This is a genomic window from Clostridium sp. KNHs216, from assembly GCF_006714885.1.
Lineage (GTDB): Bacteria > Bacillota > Clostridia > Oscillospirales > Acutalibacteraceae > Caproiciproducens.
Genome location: NZ_VFMF01000001.1, coordinates 2,553,312 through 2,568,978, shown reverse-complemented (window position 1 = coordinate 2,568,978; position 15,667 = coordinate 2,553,312). Strand labels below are relative to the sequence as shown.

Below are 15,667 nucleotides of genomic sequence, written 5' to 3'. Positions count from 1 at the left end.
AGCCTCAGGCTTTTAAGAAAAAAATTTTTATTAAGATGCCAGATTATCCGCCAGCTTTTCTTTCTTGTAGAATACAGGGCTCAAAACGGTATAGACAACCGCCAGTATGATCATGCCGATCGCAGCGACCAGATATTTGTTGGCGATCATATCGACCGGATTTCCCCCTATCGCTGTTGAGACGCCATTGATTACAAACGGGCTGCAGAACATCCCGAAATTGAGCAGTCCCATTGTAATGGAAATGCCTGTGGCTCGGATCGATGCGGGCGCGTACAGCGATACGATGAGCACCGCGCTTGGAATGATAAAAGCCTGTGCGGCACCTGCGCAAAAGCTTGCGAAAAATATCGCCGGAAGCGTCCCGATAAATTTAATTCCCAAGAACCCCAGCGCCGTCATTACAATTCCGACCTGCATGGTACTGTTGCCCAGTTTTTTTCTTAATTTCCCGAAGATCAGTCCGGTCAGCATACCGGCTACCGGGAATATGGTGTTCGCGTACCCAACGATGACAGAGGTGCCCAAGCCGCTCGTCTGAATATACAGCGAGACATTCAGCTGATACGTATAAAGAAACAAATACGAAAAAAACACTGTTATGGAAGCGAAAAATACGGCTCCGTTAAGCTTATCGCCACCTTTTGCATCCGTGCCTTTCCGTACGGGCACCGGAGCAACGAAAGTCAGGTTCTTTTGCACAAGAAACAGAGCCGGGACAAACAGGAGCAAGATGGCATACGACCATTTCCAGCTGATACCGGAGAGCAGTCCGGCACAGAAGGTCAAAATGATTGCTCCCCCGGTAGATGCAGAAGCCTGATAACCCATCATATCGTCCCGTTCCTGATTAACAAAAAAATCAGAAACCAGCGCTTTTGTCAGCGAACCGTTCATTCCCTGATTAATCCCAATAAACGCGCTGGAAATGAACAAAGCGGCCAGACTTTGGGGTCCAAAGAAAAAGGCAAGAATACCGCCTAAAAGTCCTAAAAACATGCCGCCGAACAGCAAATTCTTTTTTGCAAACTTTATCGACATAGGGCCTGCTAAAAAAGCGAACAACATGCCCATAAGGCTGGGGATCGTCAAAACCAGCTGAACGGTATTCACGCTGACATCCGAAAAATCCTGCTTGATATTCGCTAAGATCGCCGATATCACCATGGAAGACATCAGCATGAATGATCCGGCTATAATCGCTATTCGGTTTGCATTTTTTTCTTGCGCGTTCATTATAATACCCCTTTCAAATTAGAAATTTTCAGGTTCGCCAACCGCACTCTTTATCTGTCGATTGCTTTTGCGATGCAAAGGAACGACTTCCAAAAACAGGCTTTCTGCCGCCCGGGTTTTCGTAAAACTCGTCGAACCGCTCAAGCTCTGCTGCTTGAGGGACCGCAAACGCCGGAATTATTCTGAATATACCGGTCCATTGCTGCCGCGGCTTTCCTTCCTGCCCCCATAGCGAGAATAACAGTGGCTGCGCCGGTAACCGCATCTCCGCCGGCGAAGATGCCTTGACGGCTGGTCTCGCCGGATTCTTCGGAAACAATAATGCAGCCGTGCCGGTTAACTTCAATTCCCCTGGTGGTTTTACGGATGAGGGGATTCGGAGAAGTGCCTACCGCTATGATTGCGGTATCAATATCGAGTACAAATTCACTCCCTTTCTGTTCAATCGGGCGGCGGCGCCCCGATGCGTCGGGTTCACCCAGTTCCATTTTTATGCATTCAACGCCTTTCAGCCAGCCCTTTTCATCCCCGATAAAGCGCACCGGGTTTGTCAGCAGCTGAAATTGAACGCCCTCTTCCGAAGCGTGTTCGACTTCTTCGCTCCGCGCCGGCATTTCCTTCAGGCTGCGGCGATACAGGATGTACACGGTTTCAGCTCCGACTCTCAGCGCGCTCCTCGCCGCATCCATCGCGACATTTCCGCCGCCGACTACGGCTACCTTTTTCCCCTTGAAGATCGGCGTTTCGTACTCCGCCTGATAGGCTTTCATAAGATTGATTCTGGTAAGATATTCATTCGCCGAATAAACCCCGTTAAGATTCTCTCCCTTAATCCCCAGGAAGGTAGGAAATCCCGCGCCGGAGCCGATAAATACAGCCTTGAATCCCTGTTCAAACAACTCGTCTACCGTAATTGTTTTTCCAATTACAATATCCGTCTCAATTTTGACGCCCATCTTTTTCAGGTTGTCTATTTCGGCTGAAACTATTTTTTTAGGAAGCCGGAACTCTGGGATACCATAGACCAGCACTCCGCCCGGCTTGTGAAGGGCCTCAAAAACAGTCACCGCATACCCTTTCCTGGCCAGTTCCCCCGCGCACGTCAACCCGGATGGTCCTGCGCCTACAACAGCCGCTTTAGGCCCGTCCGGGTCACTATGCCCGTTCTCGCTGACAGCATTGCTCATATGGCAGTCCGCAGCAAAGCGTTCGAGCCGCCCAATACCGACCGGCTCCCCTTTAATCCCTCTCACGCATTTGCCTTCACACTGAGATTCCTGCGGACATACCCTGCCGCAAACCGCGGGAAGTGCATTTGTTTCCCGAATCGTCTGGTAAGCTTCCTCAAATCTGCCGTCTTTCATATGGGCGATAAACTCGGGAATTTTCACGCTGACAGGGCATCCGGCTACGCAGGGCCGGTTCTTGCAGTTCAGGCACCTTTTTGCCTCTTCAACGGCTGTTTCGGCGGAATATCCCAAGGCAACCTCATTAAAATTCGTTTTCCTTATCTGTGCGTCCTGTACGGGCATACCTGCTTTCTTCATGCTAACGGCCATTTTACCGAACTCCTTTCATGAGCCTGCAATTCATGTCCACGAGCCGTTCCTTTTCCTGCTCCGCATACATTTTACCGCGGCGAATCGCCTCATCAAAGTCCACGAGATGCCCGTCAAACTCAGGTCCGTCCACGCAAGCAAATTTCGTTTCTCCGTCTACCGTAATGCGGCAGCCCCCGCACATGCCGGTTCCGTCAATCATAATGGGGTTCATGCTTATGATTGTTTTAATGCCGTATGGTTTCGTAACCTCGCTTACCACCTTCATCATGATCAGGGGACCGATCGCAATCACGGCGTCATATTCGTTGCCATCCGCAATCAGTGACTTCAGCACATCGGACACGAACCCCTTTACGCCATTAGAGCCATCATCCGTTGTGCAAAAATAGCGGGTGCTGACTTTCTTGAATTCCTCCTCCAGAATGATGATATCCTGATTGCGAAAACCGGTGATGACATCAACATGCGCACCCTTTCCGAAAAGTGCCTTGGCCTGCGGATATGCGATTGCGCAACCGACGCCTCCGCCAATGATCGCCACCTTTTTCAGTCCGTCGAAATGAGAAGCCGTCCCGAGCGGTCCGACAAAATCTGCCAGCGCCTCTCCTTCTTTCTTCTGGGAAAGGAGTTTTGTCGTGGCCCCCACAATCTGAAAGATAATCGTCACCGTGCCAAGTTTGCGGTCATAATCCGCTATTGTCAGTGGAATCCGCTCCCCTGTCTCTTCCACTCTTAAAATGATAAATTGACCCGGCTGCGCCTTTGCCGCCACCAGCGGAGCTTCTATTGACATTAACGTAACGGCGGGGTTGAGATCTTTTTTCTTCACAATCCGATACATTTTAACCTCCAACTTCTATAAAGCAGATCGGCAAGCGGTTCTGGCCGGACAGCACAGGAACACTTCTGAAGATGCTGATCTTTCTGAAATATCTCTGCCTTTTAAGGACCTGATACGGATGCTAATGGGCCATCTGAGAGCCTATGACAATACGCTGGATCTGATTGGTTCCCTCAAAAATCTGGAAGATTTTTGCGTCACGCATCAGCTTTTCAATCGGATACTCACGGCTGTACCCATAGCCGCCGAAAATCTGTACCGCATCTGTTGTTACTTTCATACACATATCACTGACAAATGTCTTTGTAATGGAGCCGAGCGCCGTATCATACTGGCCGGTTTTATCAATCATTTCCGCACAGCGGTACAGCAGGGCGCGAGCCGCCGTACATTGAATCTGCATATCGGCCAGCATCCACTGCAGCCCCTGATTCTTGATAATCGGATGTCCAAAGGTCACACGTTGTTTCGCGTAAGCCACCGCTGCTTCAATGGCGTGTTCCGCAATACCCAGACATCCGTAAGAATTGACGCCCCGGCTGCGGTCCAGGCTCTTCATTGCGATCTTAAAGCCTTCTCCTTCTGCCCCGATCCTGTTTGTAACAGGAATATGTACATCATCGAAAATGACATCCGCGGTATTCGACAGGCGCAGTCCCATTTTATCTTCATCCTTACCCACGCTGACACCGGGACGTTCACGCTCCACCAGGAAGCAAGTAATGCCTTTGGCACCCAGAGAACGGTCCACAGTCGCAAAGACGGTGTACATATCCGCAAGGCCCCCGCTCGTGATAAAGCACTTGTGTCCGTTGATAATATACTCATCGCCTTCACGGACAGCGGTCGTGCGGGTAGCGGCGGCGTCGGATCCCGCATCCGGTTCCGTCAGGCAGAAAGCACCCAGCTTTCCCTCCATCACGCGTTCCATATAATAGGCAATCTGCTCTTCGGTTCCCGCAATGCGAATCGGGGTGGCACCGAATTCCGCAGTAGTGGCGCTCACGATGAAACCAGCGTCAACCTTGGCAAACTGTTCATTGATCAGAACCAGATCCAAAGAGCTGGCCCCGATACCGCCATATCTCTCAGGAACAAACATGGTGGAAAAACCGGCCTCATAGAATTTCCTGTACACTTCCATCGGGAATTCACCTTCGCGATCGCACTCGGCGACAACGGGTTTCAATTCCTTTTCTGCAAATTCCTTTGCAAATGCTACCAGATCCTGCTGGTCCTGTGTCAGAATGAAATCTTGCATAATGATTTCTCCTTTTCATTGTTAATTAAGTTCTTCCGATAATGACCTGAAAAGGCCCTTACTGGTTACACTTGCCGGTCAAAAAACCGAGACACTCCCAATTCCCAAATACCGTTCAATCGAACCACATTCAGTCCGGATCCGTACTGCCTGTATTTTTTAGCGCTTTTTACAAAAGGTCCGGTACCTCAGGCGCCAACACAGACCGCTTCGTAATTTTAGTTCGTTTGACTGACTTGTTTTTAATCTACCACATTATATTCCCGTTGGCAATATGTTTTGTAATACTTCTTTTCTTTAATTGATTTTTCAGCGTATTGATGGAAGTCGCTGCCTGTTTTTGTATATTTTATCTATTTTTAAAGTAATATTATATTTTATTTCATATTTTTTTACTTCATTCAATGAGTATCTCCGCGCATATACCATAAAATGAAAGATGCGCGGAGATATTATTTCAATGATAAAAGCGAAAACCATATTTTCGTTTATTTGAACTAATTATTAAAAAATTACAAAAATCATTGAAATAAATTAATTTTTGTAGTATTGTAAATATTATAAAAAGTATTAATAATTGATTTGTTTTTTGGTGCTTTTCTCTAATTTTGTTTTTAGTTTCTTTGAACAGTTTTAGACGGTCATAAAAAATATTGTACCCGGAAAGAACAGCTTATGAAAAATCAATTGGAGAAATTTGAAGGAAAATATGACAAATACCGAAAGATACGAGGGGGCCAAAATGCTAGGATTATTGTCAGATTATCTTTCCGATCATAAGGGTGAATTTGTTTCTCGTACTGTCATCGGGCTGTTTCAACAAGCTTCCAGGTGGTACCCGGACAAAGATGCCGTTTGCCTGGATTCCACACATATAACATATTCTACGCTGGACCGCAGTTCGGATCAGCTGGCTCATTACCTGACCGAATATGAACACGTCGGCCCCGGTGATATTGTGGCCGTTGTGACTGGCCGAAACATGGACACACCCGCAATTGTTCTTGGCATATGGAAAACAGGCGCCGCTTATATGATCCTTGACCGCTGTTGTCCCGAATCGCATAACAAGAATTGCATACGAAGTGTTAACGCACGCATCTGTATAGACCACGACTATTTTATCAACGCCATCAGCTCCTGTAGCCAGTGCTCTGCGTTTGAAGACCGCTCCCGTTCCCATCAGCTGGCTCTTGTCCTCTTCACTTCCGGCTCAACAGGCAAGCCGAAGGGCGTACGTATCCTGCATTCGAATCTTGCCGCCAGTGTCAGCAATTTCGACTGTCTGCCGTTACGCTCCGACGACACGTTTGCGTCTTTTGCCAAATTACTCTTTATCGCCGCAGTGTACGATTTCTGCTCCTGCCTGTCTTTGGGATGCACTTTTCGGATGGTGCCGTCTTCCATCTGCAAAAACATTCAGGAGCTTGCTGCATTTTATATTCAAAATAAGATTACCGTTACGTTTCTCCCGCCTCATATGGCAACCAAGTACATAGAAATCGATCAAGGCAGTACCCTCCGCTTACTGTTGGTCGGCAGTGAGGTGACTCGCAATTTAAAGAAACGCCCTTACGAAATCGTCAACATCTACGCTTCCAGCGAAGCAATCGCCGCTATCAGCCATTACAATATTCAGGATGCGCGCTCCTCTTATCCCATCGGAAAGCTGGTTCCCGCTCTGAAGGGCTATGTTATGACCGAAGACGGCACTCCCGCTTCGATCGGGCAAAATGGGGAACTGTGGATCTCCGGCGCCCAAATATGTGACGGATATCTGAATTTGCCCGAAGTCAATATGGATCGTTTCGCACCCAACCCGTTTGAAACGGCGCCCCCGTTTCAGCGTGTCTTTAAAACCTGTGACATCGTACGCATTCTTCCGGACGGAAATATGGAATATATTGGCCGTAAGGACAATATGTTCAAAATCCGAGGCTTTCGTGTCGAACCCAGCGGCGTCGAAAGATATATGCTTGAATTTCCCCATATCAGCGAAGCCTGCGTAACCTGTTTTACCGACAATGGGGGCACCAACATTCTTTTTGGTTACTTCATCGCGGATGAAAGAATAGATCACAGGGCGCTGCGTGCCTTTTTACAGGAGCGTATCCCATATTACACAATCCCAACCGGTTTCATTCAAACGGATACCTTCCCGCGTACGCTCTCCGGTAAGGTTGACCGTCATGGTTTTCTTCCTCCCCCGGAATTGGACGACCACAAAAAACTGGCTGTTTTATACTATTAATTTCATAACGATTGTACCGAATCCACCCTGCAGGAACCGCGTTGTTGCTACGGCCTTCAGCGCGGTTTTTTACATGCCTTTTTCCCAATTTAAAGATCGGCGCGGCAAGGGATAAGAGCCGGTGGAAATGATGGGATACAATCATCAGCTTGTTCCAAATTTTATTTTTTGATTGATTGAACTATTTTATTATTTAAAAAATATATCAAAATAAATCAGTATTATCATGGATATATCGTATTTTTCTATTTTATTTCTGATGTTTTTTGTATTGACTTTTTTTCAAACGAACTATATAATAAGGGCTGTGGAGCATCAGTATGGATCGGCGTTTTTTGTAAGATACATTCCTTTCACTTTTATTGTGATTTTCTGTCGAATCACAGGCCTGCGCTCAAGGCAATCATTTATTGGGAAAGAAGGAATACTGAAAATGAACATTCTTGTTTGTATAAAACAGGTACCCGACACTACGGAAATCAGGATAGACCCCGAGAAGCACACCCTTATACGTGACGGCGTTCCAAGCATTGTCAATCCTTTTGACGGATATGCCCTGGAGGCTGCCGCAAGAATTAAGGATAAAGATTCCGGCGCTCAGATCATTATTTTATCTATGGGCCCCGAACAGGCAAAGGCCGCCCTTAAAGAATGCCTTGCAATCGGGGGCGACAGGGCTTATCTTGTTTCCGATCGTGCGTTCGGCGGTTCCGATACATTGGCAACGAGTTATATCCTTTCCTGCGCAATCAGGAAGCTTGAAGAAACTGAGGGTAAGTTTGACATTATTTTCTGCGGCAAGCAGGCTATTGACGGCGATACCGCTCAGGTCGGGCCTGAAATTGCAGAGCACCTGGACTATCCGCAGGTTACATATGCACACGAAGCTTTCGTTGAGGGCGATATCGTTAAGGTCAAAAAGGAAGTGGAAGACGGTTTTGAAATAATAGGAGCCAAAATGCCTTGTGTCATCACCGTTACGAAACCTTCCTTTGAGCCCCGCTATCCTACAATCAAGTCCAAGATGGCCGCAAACCGGAAGGAAATCCCAACTATAACTTCCGACGATATGATTACCATCGACAGAGAGAGGATCGGTCTAAAGGGCTCTCCCACAAAGGTAAAGAAGACATTTACACCTCCTGTGAAGACCGGCGGCGTTAAGATTCACGAAGACTGCAGTGAAGATTCAGCCAAAAAGCTGTTCGAAATGCTTGTCGATGACGTCATTATTTAATAGGAGGGAACTTAAAGTGGAAGCGAAAACCAAAGATTTATGGGTATTTATAGAGACCAATGAAGACGGTACCGCTAAAAATGTCGGTATGGAACTCCTCGGCACAGGCCGAGGCCTTGCGGATAAACAGGGGGGCAAACTCGTCGGAATCGTGATCGGAAACAATGTGGATTCCACCGTTAAGGCGGCGACCGCATATGGCGCAGACACCGTCATTGTCATTGAAGGCGGGGAATATACGCATTACACGACAGACGCATATGCCGATGCCATGTATTACCTGGTTGAAAAATACGGCCCTACCAGCATTCTGATCGGTGCCACCAACAACGGCCGCGATCTCGGCCCCCGCCTTTCCTGCCGGTTAAAGACCGGTCTGACGGCGGATTGCACCTCTCTTGCCATTGATGAGGAGACCGGCAATGTCGCGTGGACCCGTCCCGCGTTTGGCGGCAACCTCATGGCAACGATCCTTTGTCCCGAAAATCGTCCTCAAATAGGTACCATCCGCCCCGGCGTTTTCAAAAAAAGCACTGCAGACGAATCCCGAACTGCGGAGATTATTAAGGAAGATTTTCATGTTGCGCCCGAAGCTATCCGTACGGAGCTTCTCGATGTTATTAAGGAAGCCTGCGGAGAACTCGTCGACCTTGAAGGTGCCGAGATCATCGTTTCCGGCGGCCGCGGTGTAGGAGGGCCCGAAGGCTTCAAGCCGATAAGAGAACTTGCGGAAGCGCTTGGCGCAACAGTTGGCTCTTCCCGTGCAGCCGTAGATTCGGGTTGGATCGCCCATTGCCATCAGGTCGGCCAAACCGGCAAAACCGTTGCCCCAAAGATTTATATTGCTTGCGGTATATCCGGTGCTATCCAACACCTTGCCGGTATGAGCGGCTCTAAAACGATCATTGCGATCAACAAGGACGAAACCGCTCCGATTTTCAATATTGCCGATTACGGGGTTGTCGGAGATCTGTTCGAGGTTATTCCCGTTCTTACCGAGGAAATCAAAAAAAGGAAAGGTTAAAAAATTCCTCCGAACACAAAACTGCTGCGCTTCATCATGGAAATTCTTTCGCTATGCGAAATACGGCATCTATAATTTTAAGACTGGGTTAGCCTAATAAAGAGGACACTGGAAACGGTGTCCCGCTGTTTCTAAACAGGTCTGATCAATAAAAATGCGCGGATTTGGAATTACTCCTCATCCGCGCCCTTTTTTGCCTTCCAGCGATAATGGAATAACCTGAATTTCCGGTTCCGGCAATGATATGTATTGTCCGTCATTCCCGCTATGCTAAAATCAAAATATTTTAAGCCTTCCCGAATATATCGCATAAACCGTATAACTCCCAGTAATAATGGCTTTCGACAATCAGCAAAAATTTCTGTTTGATATGAAAGGACGATTTGGAGTTTTCCAAATCGTCCTTTCATAAAATCAGTATCAATTTCATCGGATACTTACTTTTAAAAATCGTCAGCAAAGAGAAACCCGATCAGCATATAGCCCCCAATATAAGCAGTCAGCGCCTTGCCGAAAAATCACGACAGGTATTTCAAAAGGGATAAGGGGTCATCGACAATAAGCCCTGCACCGGCTTTTTTAAGCCAGGCTTTGTCGCGGAATCCCCAGCTGATAGCTATGCAGTCTATCCCTGCGTTCTTTGCGGTTTCTATATCCACTTCGGTATCTCCGACATACACGGCTTTTTCCTTACCGCTTTTTAATTCAGACAATGCTTGCAGAACCGTGTCGGGTTCCGGTTTTTTTCGGATATTCTCCTTTTCGCCGATTGCGACGGGGATCAGGTCTTCAAAATATAACTGCTTCAGGTCCTGCACGGCATCATTGAATTTGTTTGACACGATCGCCAGTCGATAACCCTTTTCCGACAGGAATTTCAAGACTTCCATAATACCCGGATACGGCTGCGTTTTATCTTTGCTGTGCTGAGAATAATACTCCTTGAACGAGCTCAGTGCTTCTTCAAAACGTGGATTCTGCCTACCGCCCGGGACGGACAGCTCCACCAACCGGACAATTCCGTTTCCCATAAAGCTTCTGACTTCCGACGGAGTACACAGTGGAAAGCCAAACTCCTTCATGGCATGATTGACACTGACTGTCAGGTCGTCTAGAGTATTTAACAGAGTGCCGTCCAAATCAAAGATCACCGTATCATACTTATTCATAAAAATCACCCATCCTTCTCGTAATTGGCATTACCTATTGGCAGGGCCAATTTAATAATATAACTAAATTGCCAGAGAGGTCAATATGTCCCATAAACAAAAAAATCGTGATTTTCATCACGATTTTTGACTGATTTTTAATCCGGTGTCAATGATGTCATAGTGGATGTTTACAGATTCCGCACCTGATTGCAGGTCCCTGTGCAACAGACTCTTATAAATTTGCCGGTGCGATTTCATCAGCAAACGTCTTTTACCATCCAGCTCCTGGCTTAATATGTGCTTGATTGCTTCCTCACAGGTTAACGATAACGCCTGCATAACACTAACCATCAATTCGTTCCCCGAAGCTGCAACGATAGCATCATGGAATTCTTTATCGTAGACAGACTCTTCACTTTTGGGTGAATGCTCCATTTTTGTCAGGATCGCCTTGATCTTTTCCAGTTCGTCATCCGTGATCCGATTCATTGCCAGTGTCAATGCCTGCAGCTCTATGCCGCGGCGCAACTGATTGATTTCAATATAGTTTACCTGTTTCATAAGTACCATCATAGAGAGGGGAGTCGTAAAGCTCTTTTCAATGTTGCCGGTAAGGTAATTTCCAGAGCCCTGCCTGCTTTCAACGAATCCCATGTTCTCCATGGTGCTCATCGCTTCCCGAATGGAATTTCTGCTCAGATTCAATATTTCCGACAATTCACGTTCCGTAGGAAGCTTATTGCCCATTCGTAATTGATCACTGGCAAGCTGCTGCTGAATGTATCGGATAACTTTCAGATAGGCTTTCCCATCATCGTTCATTTACGTCACCTACTGTTCAATTGCTACTGTCAATTGAACAGAGTATATACCTGTTGCTCGATTAGGTCAATAGAGCGCAGGATATACAGCGCGACAGTCCGACAAGCCGGTAACGTTATTACAGCCGCAAAACAGATCGTACAAGAGGGTCCGTTTTTCCGTTTATAAAATATCTTCCCTTCGGATTATAAAAGCTATACTCGGATATACCGCTCATTTTCCTTGACAACTAAAATGCAAGCTGCTATACTGAATTAGTACGTAATCGGACTATATAAGGGCGGATGCGAAGTATGAATCATAGTCAAGCACGTCGGCAGATGCAGGAATTAAATACCATTTACAAGGAAACCGATGCAATATATAGCGAATTTGCAAAGCGGAGCGGCATGTCCGACTGTGCCTTCTGGCTGATGTATGCCCTTTGTGAAGCGGACGGAAAATGCACGCAGAAGGAGTTGTGCAGCCAGTGGGTCATGAGCAAGCAGACCGTTAACTCCGCACTGAACGGTCTGAAGAAAAGCGGCTATATTTCCCTGATATTATCTGAGACGGATAAGCGCAGCAAGCTGATTATGCTTACCGATAAGGGCCTTCAGTTCAAAGAGAACAATATCGATATTGTTTTTCATCTGGAGGAGCGGGTTCTTCAACGGCTGAGCAATACTGAAATCACTGCCATGCTGGAAAGCAACCGGAAATATCAGGAATTGCTGAGGGCCGAAGCAAAACAATTTCTAAATAAATAATGGTCAATCATCGGAGGGTGATCCATCGCAATGGATGTACCGGATAAGATGCTGAGTGCGCTCAGAATCTTATCCGGTATTTTTTTATATGGTTATTGCCATTCGTCGTGAACTGGGCAGCGGAGGCCGGGGGGCTGGGAAGTGGACAGCCGGAGGAAACAAAAAATAAATAAAATATTGTGAGGATTTCATGGACTACAAGACCTTATATGAAAAGACAACGCCAAATAAACTGTTCGCCGTCGTAGCGATTCCCGGCGTTATCAGCATGCTCGTCTCATCGCTGTACCAGGCGATCGACGGAGCCTTTGTCGGGCAAATTTTAGGCACCGATGCATTTGCGGCGCTGAATCTTGTCATGCCGCTTGTTATCGTGAATTTTTCCATAGCCGACCTGATCGGTGTCGGCTCTGCCGTGCCGATCGCTATCAAACTGGGAGAAAAGGATGAAGATGCGGCGAGCAATATTTTTTCCAGCGCCTGTCTGATGATCATTGGATCGGCTGCCGCTCTTGGCACAGTCCTGTTCGTTTTTGCCGACAATTTTGTGCGGCTTATGGGCGCCGACGAACAGCTTGTGACCCTGGCGACTCAGTATTTACGTGTTTACGCTGCCTGTGCACCCATGACAACCATTGTTTTCGCGGTCGACAATTACCTTCGTATCTGCGGTAAAATACAATACAGCATGATGGTCAATATCCTGATGTCGGTTATCAGCGCCCTGCTGGAGTTCCTGTTTCTCTTTGTCCTCGGTTTTGGCATCTGGGGCGCGGCGCTCGCAACCTGCATGGGTATGTTCATCTGCGCCGTTATTGCATTCCTGCCGTTTTTTCGTGGTAAAACGCAGCTTCGTTTTGTCAAGCCAAAATTTGACCGCGGGATATTGAGGACGATTTTCGTAAACGGAGCTCCCTCCTTTCTCAACAATATAGCCGGACGGATTACTTCCATCATCATAAACATATTTTTACTTCGCCTTGGAGGAGCCACAGCGGTATCGGCTTATGGGGTTCTGATGTATGCCGATGGGTTCGTTCAGCCAATGCTTTACGGCCTTTGCGATTCTTTGCAGCCTGCGGTCGGCTTCAATTACGGAGCAAAAAATTACAGCCGGATTGCGTCAATTGAGCGCAGGTGTTTCGGTGTCTCCGGAGCGCTGTCGCTCGTGATGGCCGCTGTCATGTTCTTTGCGAAAGCGCCCATTGCCGGCATCTTTGTGAAGCCGGAGGATACGGCGGTAATCGCGATGTCGGTGCATGCGCTGTCCTTTTTTGCTTTCACCTATCTGACACGTTGGATATCGCTTGCTTCGCAAAGCTATATGTCGGCAATCGGGAAAGCGGGATATGCCACTGCCATCGCTCTTTCCATGGCATTCGTCTTTCCTGTCCTGTTCATTTTTTCTCTTAGCTTTCTCGGCCTGGACGGACTTTGGCTTAACATGCCGTTTGCGTCCTTAACGGCTGCTGTCCTCGCCGCCATCCTATTAAGGCTCCACCCTGTACGCGGGGATCAATCGCAGGAAAACGCAGAAGGGAATTCTCAGACGTCTACAACAGGCTGAAATGAATAGCGGCCAATGCGGGATAAGCAGCCGGCGCGGTATCCGGCTGTCCGTCATTGGTTGGATTTTCGACAAACCGGTCACAGGGTTAATCGCTTTGCCGCGCAAAAAAATTTGTAATTCCCGTTGACAGTTCGAGGGCTATGTCATATAATTAGACCATCGGTCTAATTATGGAGGTGCCTATGGCAAGAACAAAGAAAGAATTTGAGGGCAAGCGGGATGCTCTGCTGCTGAGTATATGGGATATTTTTGTCCGCAATGGTTACGAAAACACGACCCTCTCCCTGATCATCAGCGAGCTGTCCATTTCCAAAGGCGTTTTTTATCATTACTTTCATTCCAAGGAAGAGTGCGCGGACGCGGCGATCAAAATGTTTATCGACCGCTGTATCGAAAGGATTCAAGCGGAAGCGCTGCCGGGATTGACACCGGACCAAAAGCTGACACGGATGATTTTATCCGGGGTGGATTTTTTCCATAGTGACAGGCAGCAGGCAATCGGAATCGATGCGCCGTCCAACGCGGTATTCCATGAAAAGCTGATGATTGCCGCGGTCAAGCGGCTGGCCCCGGTTTTCGCGCGGATGATCGAGCAGGGAGTGGCGGAACAGGTATTCTCCACAGAGCATCCTCTGGAATCGGCGGAAATGATTTTAACCTTATCCAACTTTTATCTGGATGACGTTTTGTTTCAGTGGAAGCCTGAAACGATACCGGACAAAATCCGTGCCGTCGCCGATTCCGCCGAACGAATTCTGGGGGCTAAAAAGGGAACGTTCCGTTTCCTGTGTTTTTTGGCAGAAGGGAGGTCCGCACCGTGAAAATTCTGATTCTCGGTCTTGGGGTCATAGGCACAACCTATGCTTATCTCTTTCAAAAGGCAGGCGCCGAAACGGAACATTTCATCCGGGAAAGCAAAAGGACGGAATGCCCCGAAACGATTTCCGTCAGACTTCTCGACGGCAGAAAAAACCCGAGAGGCCAAGAGCTCCGGGATTCCTATACGGTTCATATGGCTCAGCGCGAAAGCACCTACGATCTGATCCTCGTCAGCGTACCCGGCGGCAGGCTGAAGGAAGCGGTAGACACGCTGAACGAAAACCGGCTGAACGGACCGATTCTGGTTTTCAGCGGAATCTGGGAGGACAGAAGGTATGTGGATACCGTCATGGCAGGAAGAAAATATCTTCTCGGCTACCCCGTAGCCGGAGGCCAGATCGAATGGCAAAAGGCAGAGCTGAACAGCGTGCTTTTCGGCCACGTCATGCTGGAGCGCGAGGAGAAGGCAGCCATTGACGGCTACGCGGGTCTCATTTCCTTGTTTGACCAAGCGGAAATCAAGACGGAATGCCCATTCGATATGCTGGAATGGATATGGCTGCACATGGCCATTAATGCCGGTGTCATCGCTAACGCGGCGGCGATCGGCGATATTCGGGATAGCGCCGCGGCCGCGGGGAAACTCATGGATAATCCGTCCGCTTTAAACCGGACGATACGCACGATTCGGGAATGCACCAAAGTGGCGGCGGCAAGAGGAGCTGACCTGCGGAACTATGCTGATGAGCTGGCGTTTTATAAATTTCCGGCCGGCTTGGGCGGGATGCTGATGAAGCATATGTTCCGTACAAACCAGCTCACAAGACGGATTATGGAACTGCACGCGAACCGGGATGATTTACTTTATGTGTGCCGGAGCGTCTACCATTCGGGCCGGGAGCTCGGTGTTTCCATGCCCTTGTTTGAGAAAGACTACGCCGATTTAGAGAAGAAACTGGTACAGACAAAAGACCTCTGAGGAAACCGTGTTATTCTGTCTCTTTAAAGGTTATTATTTCGCTTACAGCAATTCCATTTCAGTTTGCGGGGGAGAACGCAGCCTTGTTGCAGAATCAACTGGAAATACTGTAGCGTATGCTTATGCTGATAAGGAAGGCCGCCGGGAAACTTTCGTTTCCCGGCG

General features: G+C 47.9%; 13 protein-coding genes. 7 read left to right on the top strand and 6 right to left on the bottom strand.

Annotated elements, in window-relative coordinates; genetic code table 11:
- Nucleotides 1–30: 30 nt before the first annotated feature.
- From LY85_RS12440 to LY85_RS12425, 4 genes are all read right to left on the bottom strand, one after another.
- Nucleotides 31–1,236, bottom strand: coding sequence for an MFS transporter (locus LY85_RS12440; protein WP_141826899.1), 1,206 nt, complete (start codon nt 1,234–1,236; stop codon nt 31–33).
- Nucleotides 1,237–1,376: 140 nt separating this feature from the next.
- A complete protein-coding gene (gene gltA / locus LY85_RS12435) occupies nt 1,377–2,795 on the bottom strand; it encodes an NADPH-dependent glutamate synthase (RefSeq protein ID WP_141826898.1) in 1,419 nt (472 codons plus the stop codon).
- A gap of 1 nt (nt 2,796) precedes the next feature.
- Nucleotides 2,797–3,639, bottom strand: coding sequence for a sulfide/dihydroorotate dehydrogenase-like FAD/NAD-binding protein (locus LY85_RS12430; RefSeq protein WP_141826897.1), 843 nt, complete (start codon nt 3,637–3,639; stop codon nt 2,797–2,799).
- Between the two features lie 121 nt (nt 3,640–3,760).
- Nucleotides 3,761–4,900, bottom strand: a complete 1,140-nt coding sequence (locus LY85_RS12425) for an acyl-CoA dehydrogenase family protein (protein WP_141826896.1) — start codon at nt 4,898–4,900, stop codon at nt 3,761–3,763.
- 742 nt (nt 4,901–5,642) lie between these two features.
- On the opposite strand from LY85_RS12425, the gene LY85_RS12420 reads away from it, so the two are divergent.
- The 3 genes from LY85_RS12420 to LY85_RS12410 all read left to right on the top strand — a co-directional run bounded on the left by LY85_RS12420 (nt 5,643) and on the right by LY85_RS12410 (nt 9,412).
- Nucleotides 5,643–7,151, top strand: a complete 1,509-nt coding sequence (locus tag LY85_RS12420; protein ID WP_185741207.1) for an amino acid adenylation domain-containing protein — start codon at nt 5,643–5,645, stop codon at nt 7,149–7,151.
- A 433-nt stretch (nt 7,152–7,584) separates the two neighbouring features.
- Nucleotides 7,585–8,388 (top strand): electron transfer flavoprotein subunit beta/FixA family protein, encoded by an 804-nt coding sequence (locus LY85_RS12415; protein WP_141828081.1) that lies wholly within the window; start codon nt 7,585–7,587, stop codon nt 8,386–8,388.
- 16 nt (nt 8,389–8,404) lie between these two features.
- Nucleotides 8,405–9,412, top strand: coding sequence for an electron transfer flavoprotein subunit alpha/FixB family protein (locus tag LY85_RS12410; RefSeq protein ID WP_141826894.1), 1,008 nt, complete (start codon nt 8,405–8,407; stop codon nt 9,410–9,412).
- Between the two features lie 518 nt (nt 9,413–9,930).
- Here the strand turns inward: LY85_RS12410 and LY85_RS12405 are convergent.
- Together LY85_RS12405 and LY85_RS12400 are read right to left on the bottom strand one after the other, a co-directional pair.
- Nucleotides 9,931–10,581, bottom strand: coding sequence for an HAD family hydrolase (locus LY85_RS12405; protein ID WP_141826893.1), 651 nt, complete (start codon nt 10,579–10,581; stop codon nt 9,931–9,933).
- Nucleotides 10,582–10,698: 117 nt separating this feature from the next.
- Nucleotides 10,699–11,385 (bottom strand): FadR/GntR family transcriptional regulator, encoded by a 687-nt coding sequence (locus LY85_RS12400; RefSeq protein WP_141826892.1) that lies wholly within the window; start codon nt 11,383–11,385, stop codon nt 10,699–10,701.
- 293 nt (nt 11,386–11,678) lie between these two features.
- On the opposite strand from LY85_RS12400, the gene LY85_RS12395 reads away from it, so the two are divergent.
- The 4 genes from LY85_RS12395 (at nt 11,679) to LY85_RS12380 (ending at nt 15,502) form a co-directional block, all read left to right on the top strand.
- Nucleotides 11,679–12,134, top strand: coding sequence for a MarR family transcriptional regulator (locus LY85_RS12395; RefSeq protein ID WP_185741206.1), 456 nt, complete (start codon nt 11,679–11,681; stop codon nt 12,132–12,134).
- A gap of 190 nt (nt 12,135–12,324) precedes the next feature.
- Nucleotides 12,325–13,701, top strand: coding sequence for an MATE family efflux transporter (locus LY85_RS12390; protein ID WP_141826890.1), 1,377 nt, complete (start codon nt 12,325–12,327; stop codon nt 13,699–13,701).
- 185 nt (nt 13,702–13,886) lie between these two features.
- Nucleotides 13,887–14,525: a TetR/AcrR family transcriptional regulator gene (locus LY85_RS12385; protein ID WP_141826889.1), complete on the top strand. Its 639-nt coding sequence runs from the start codon at nt 13,887–13,889 to the stop codon at nt 14,523–14,525.
- Nucleotides 14,522–15,502: a 2-dehydropantoate 2-reductase N-terminal domain-containing protein gene (locus tag LY85_RS12380; RefSeq protein WP_141826888.1), complete on the top strand. Its 981-nt coding sequence runs from the start codon at nt 14,522–14,524 to the stop codon at nt 15,500–15,502. Before LY85_RS12385 ends, LY85_RS12380 begins: the two co-directional genes overlap by 4 nt.
- Nucleotides 15,503–15,667: the final 165 nt, after the last annotated feature.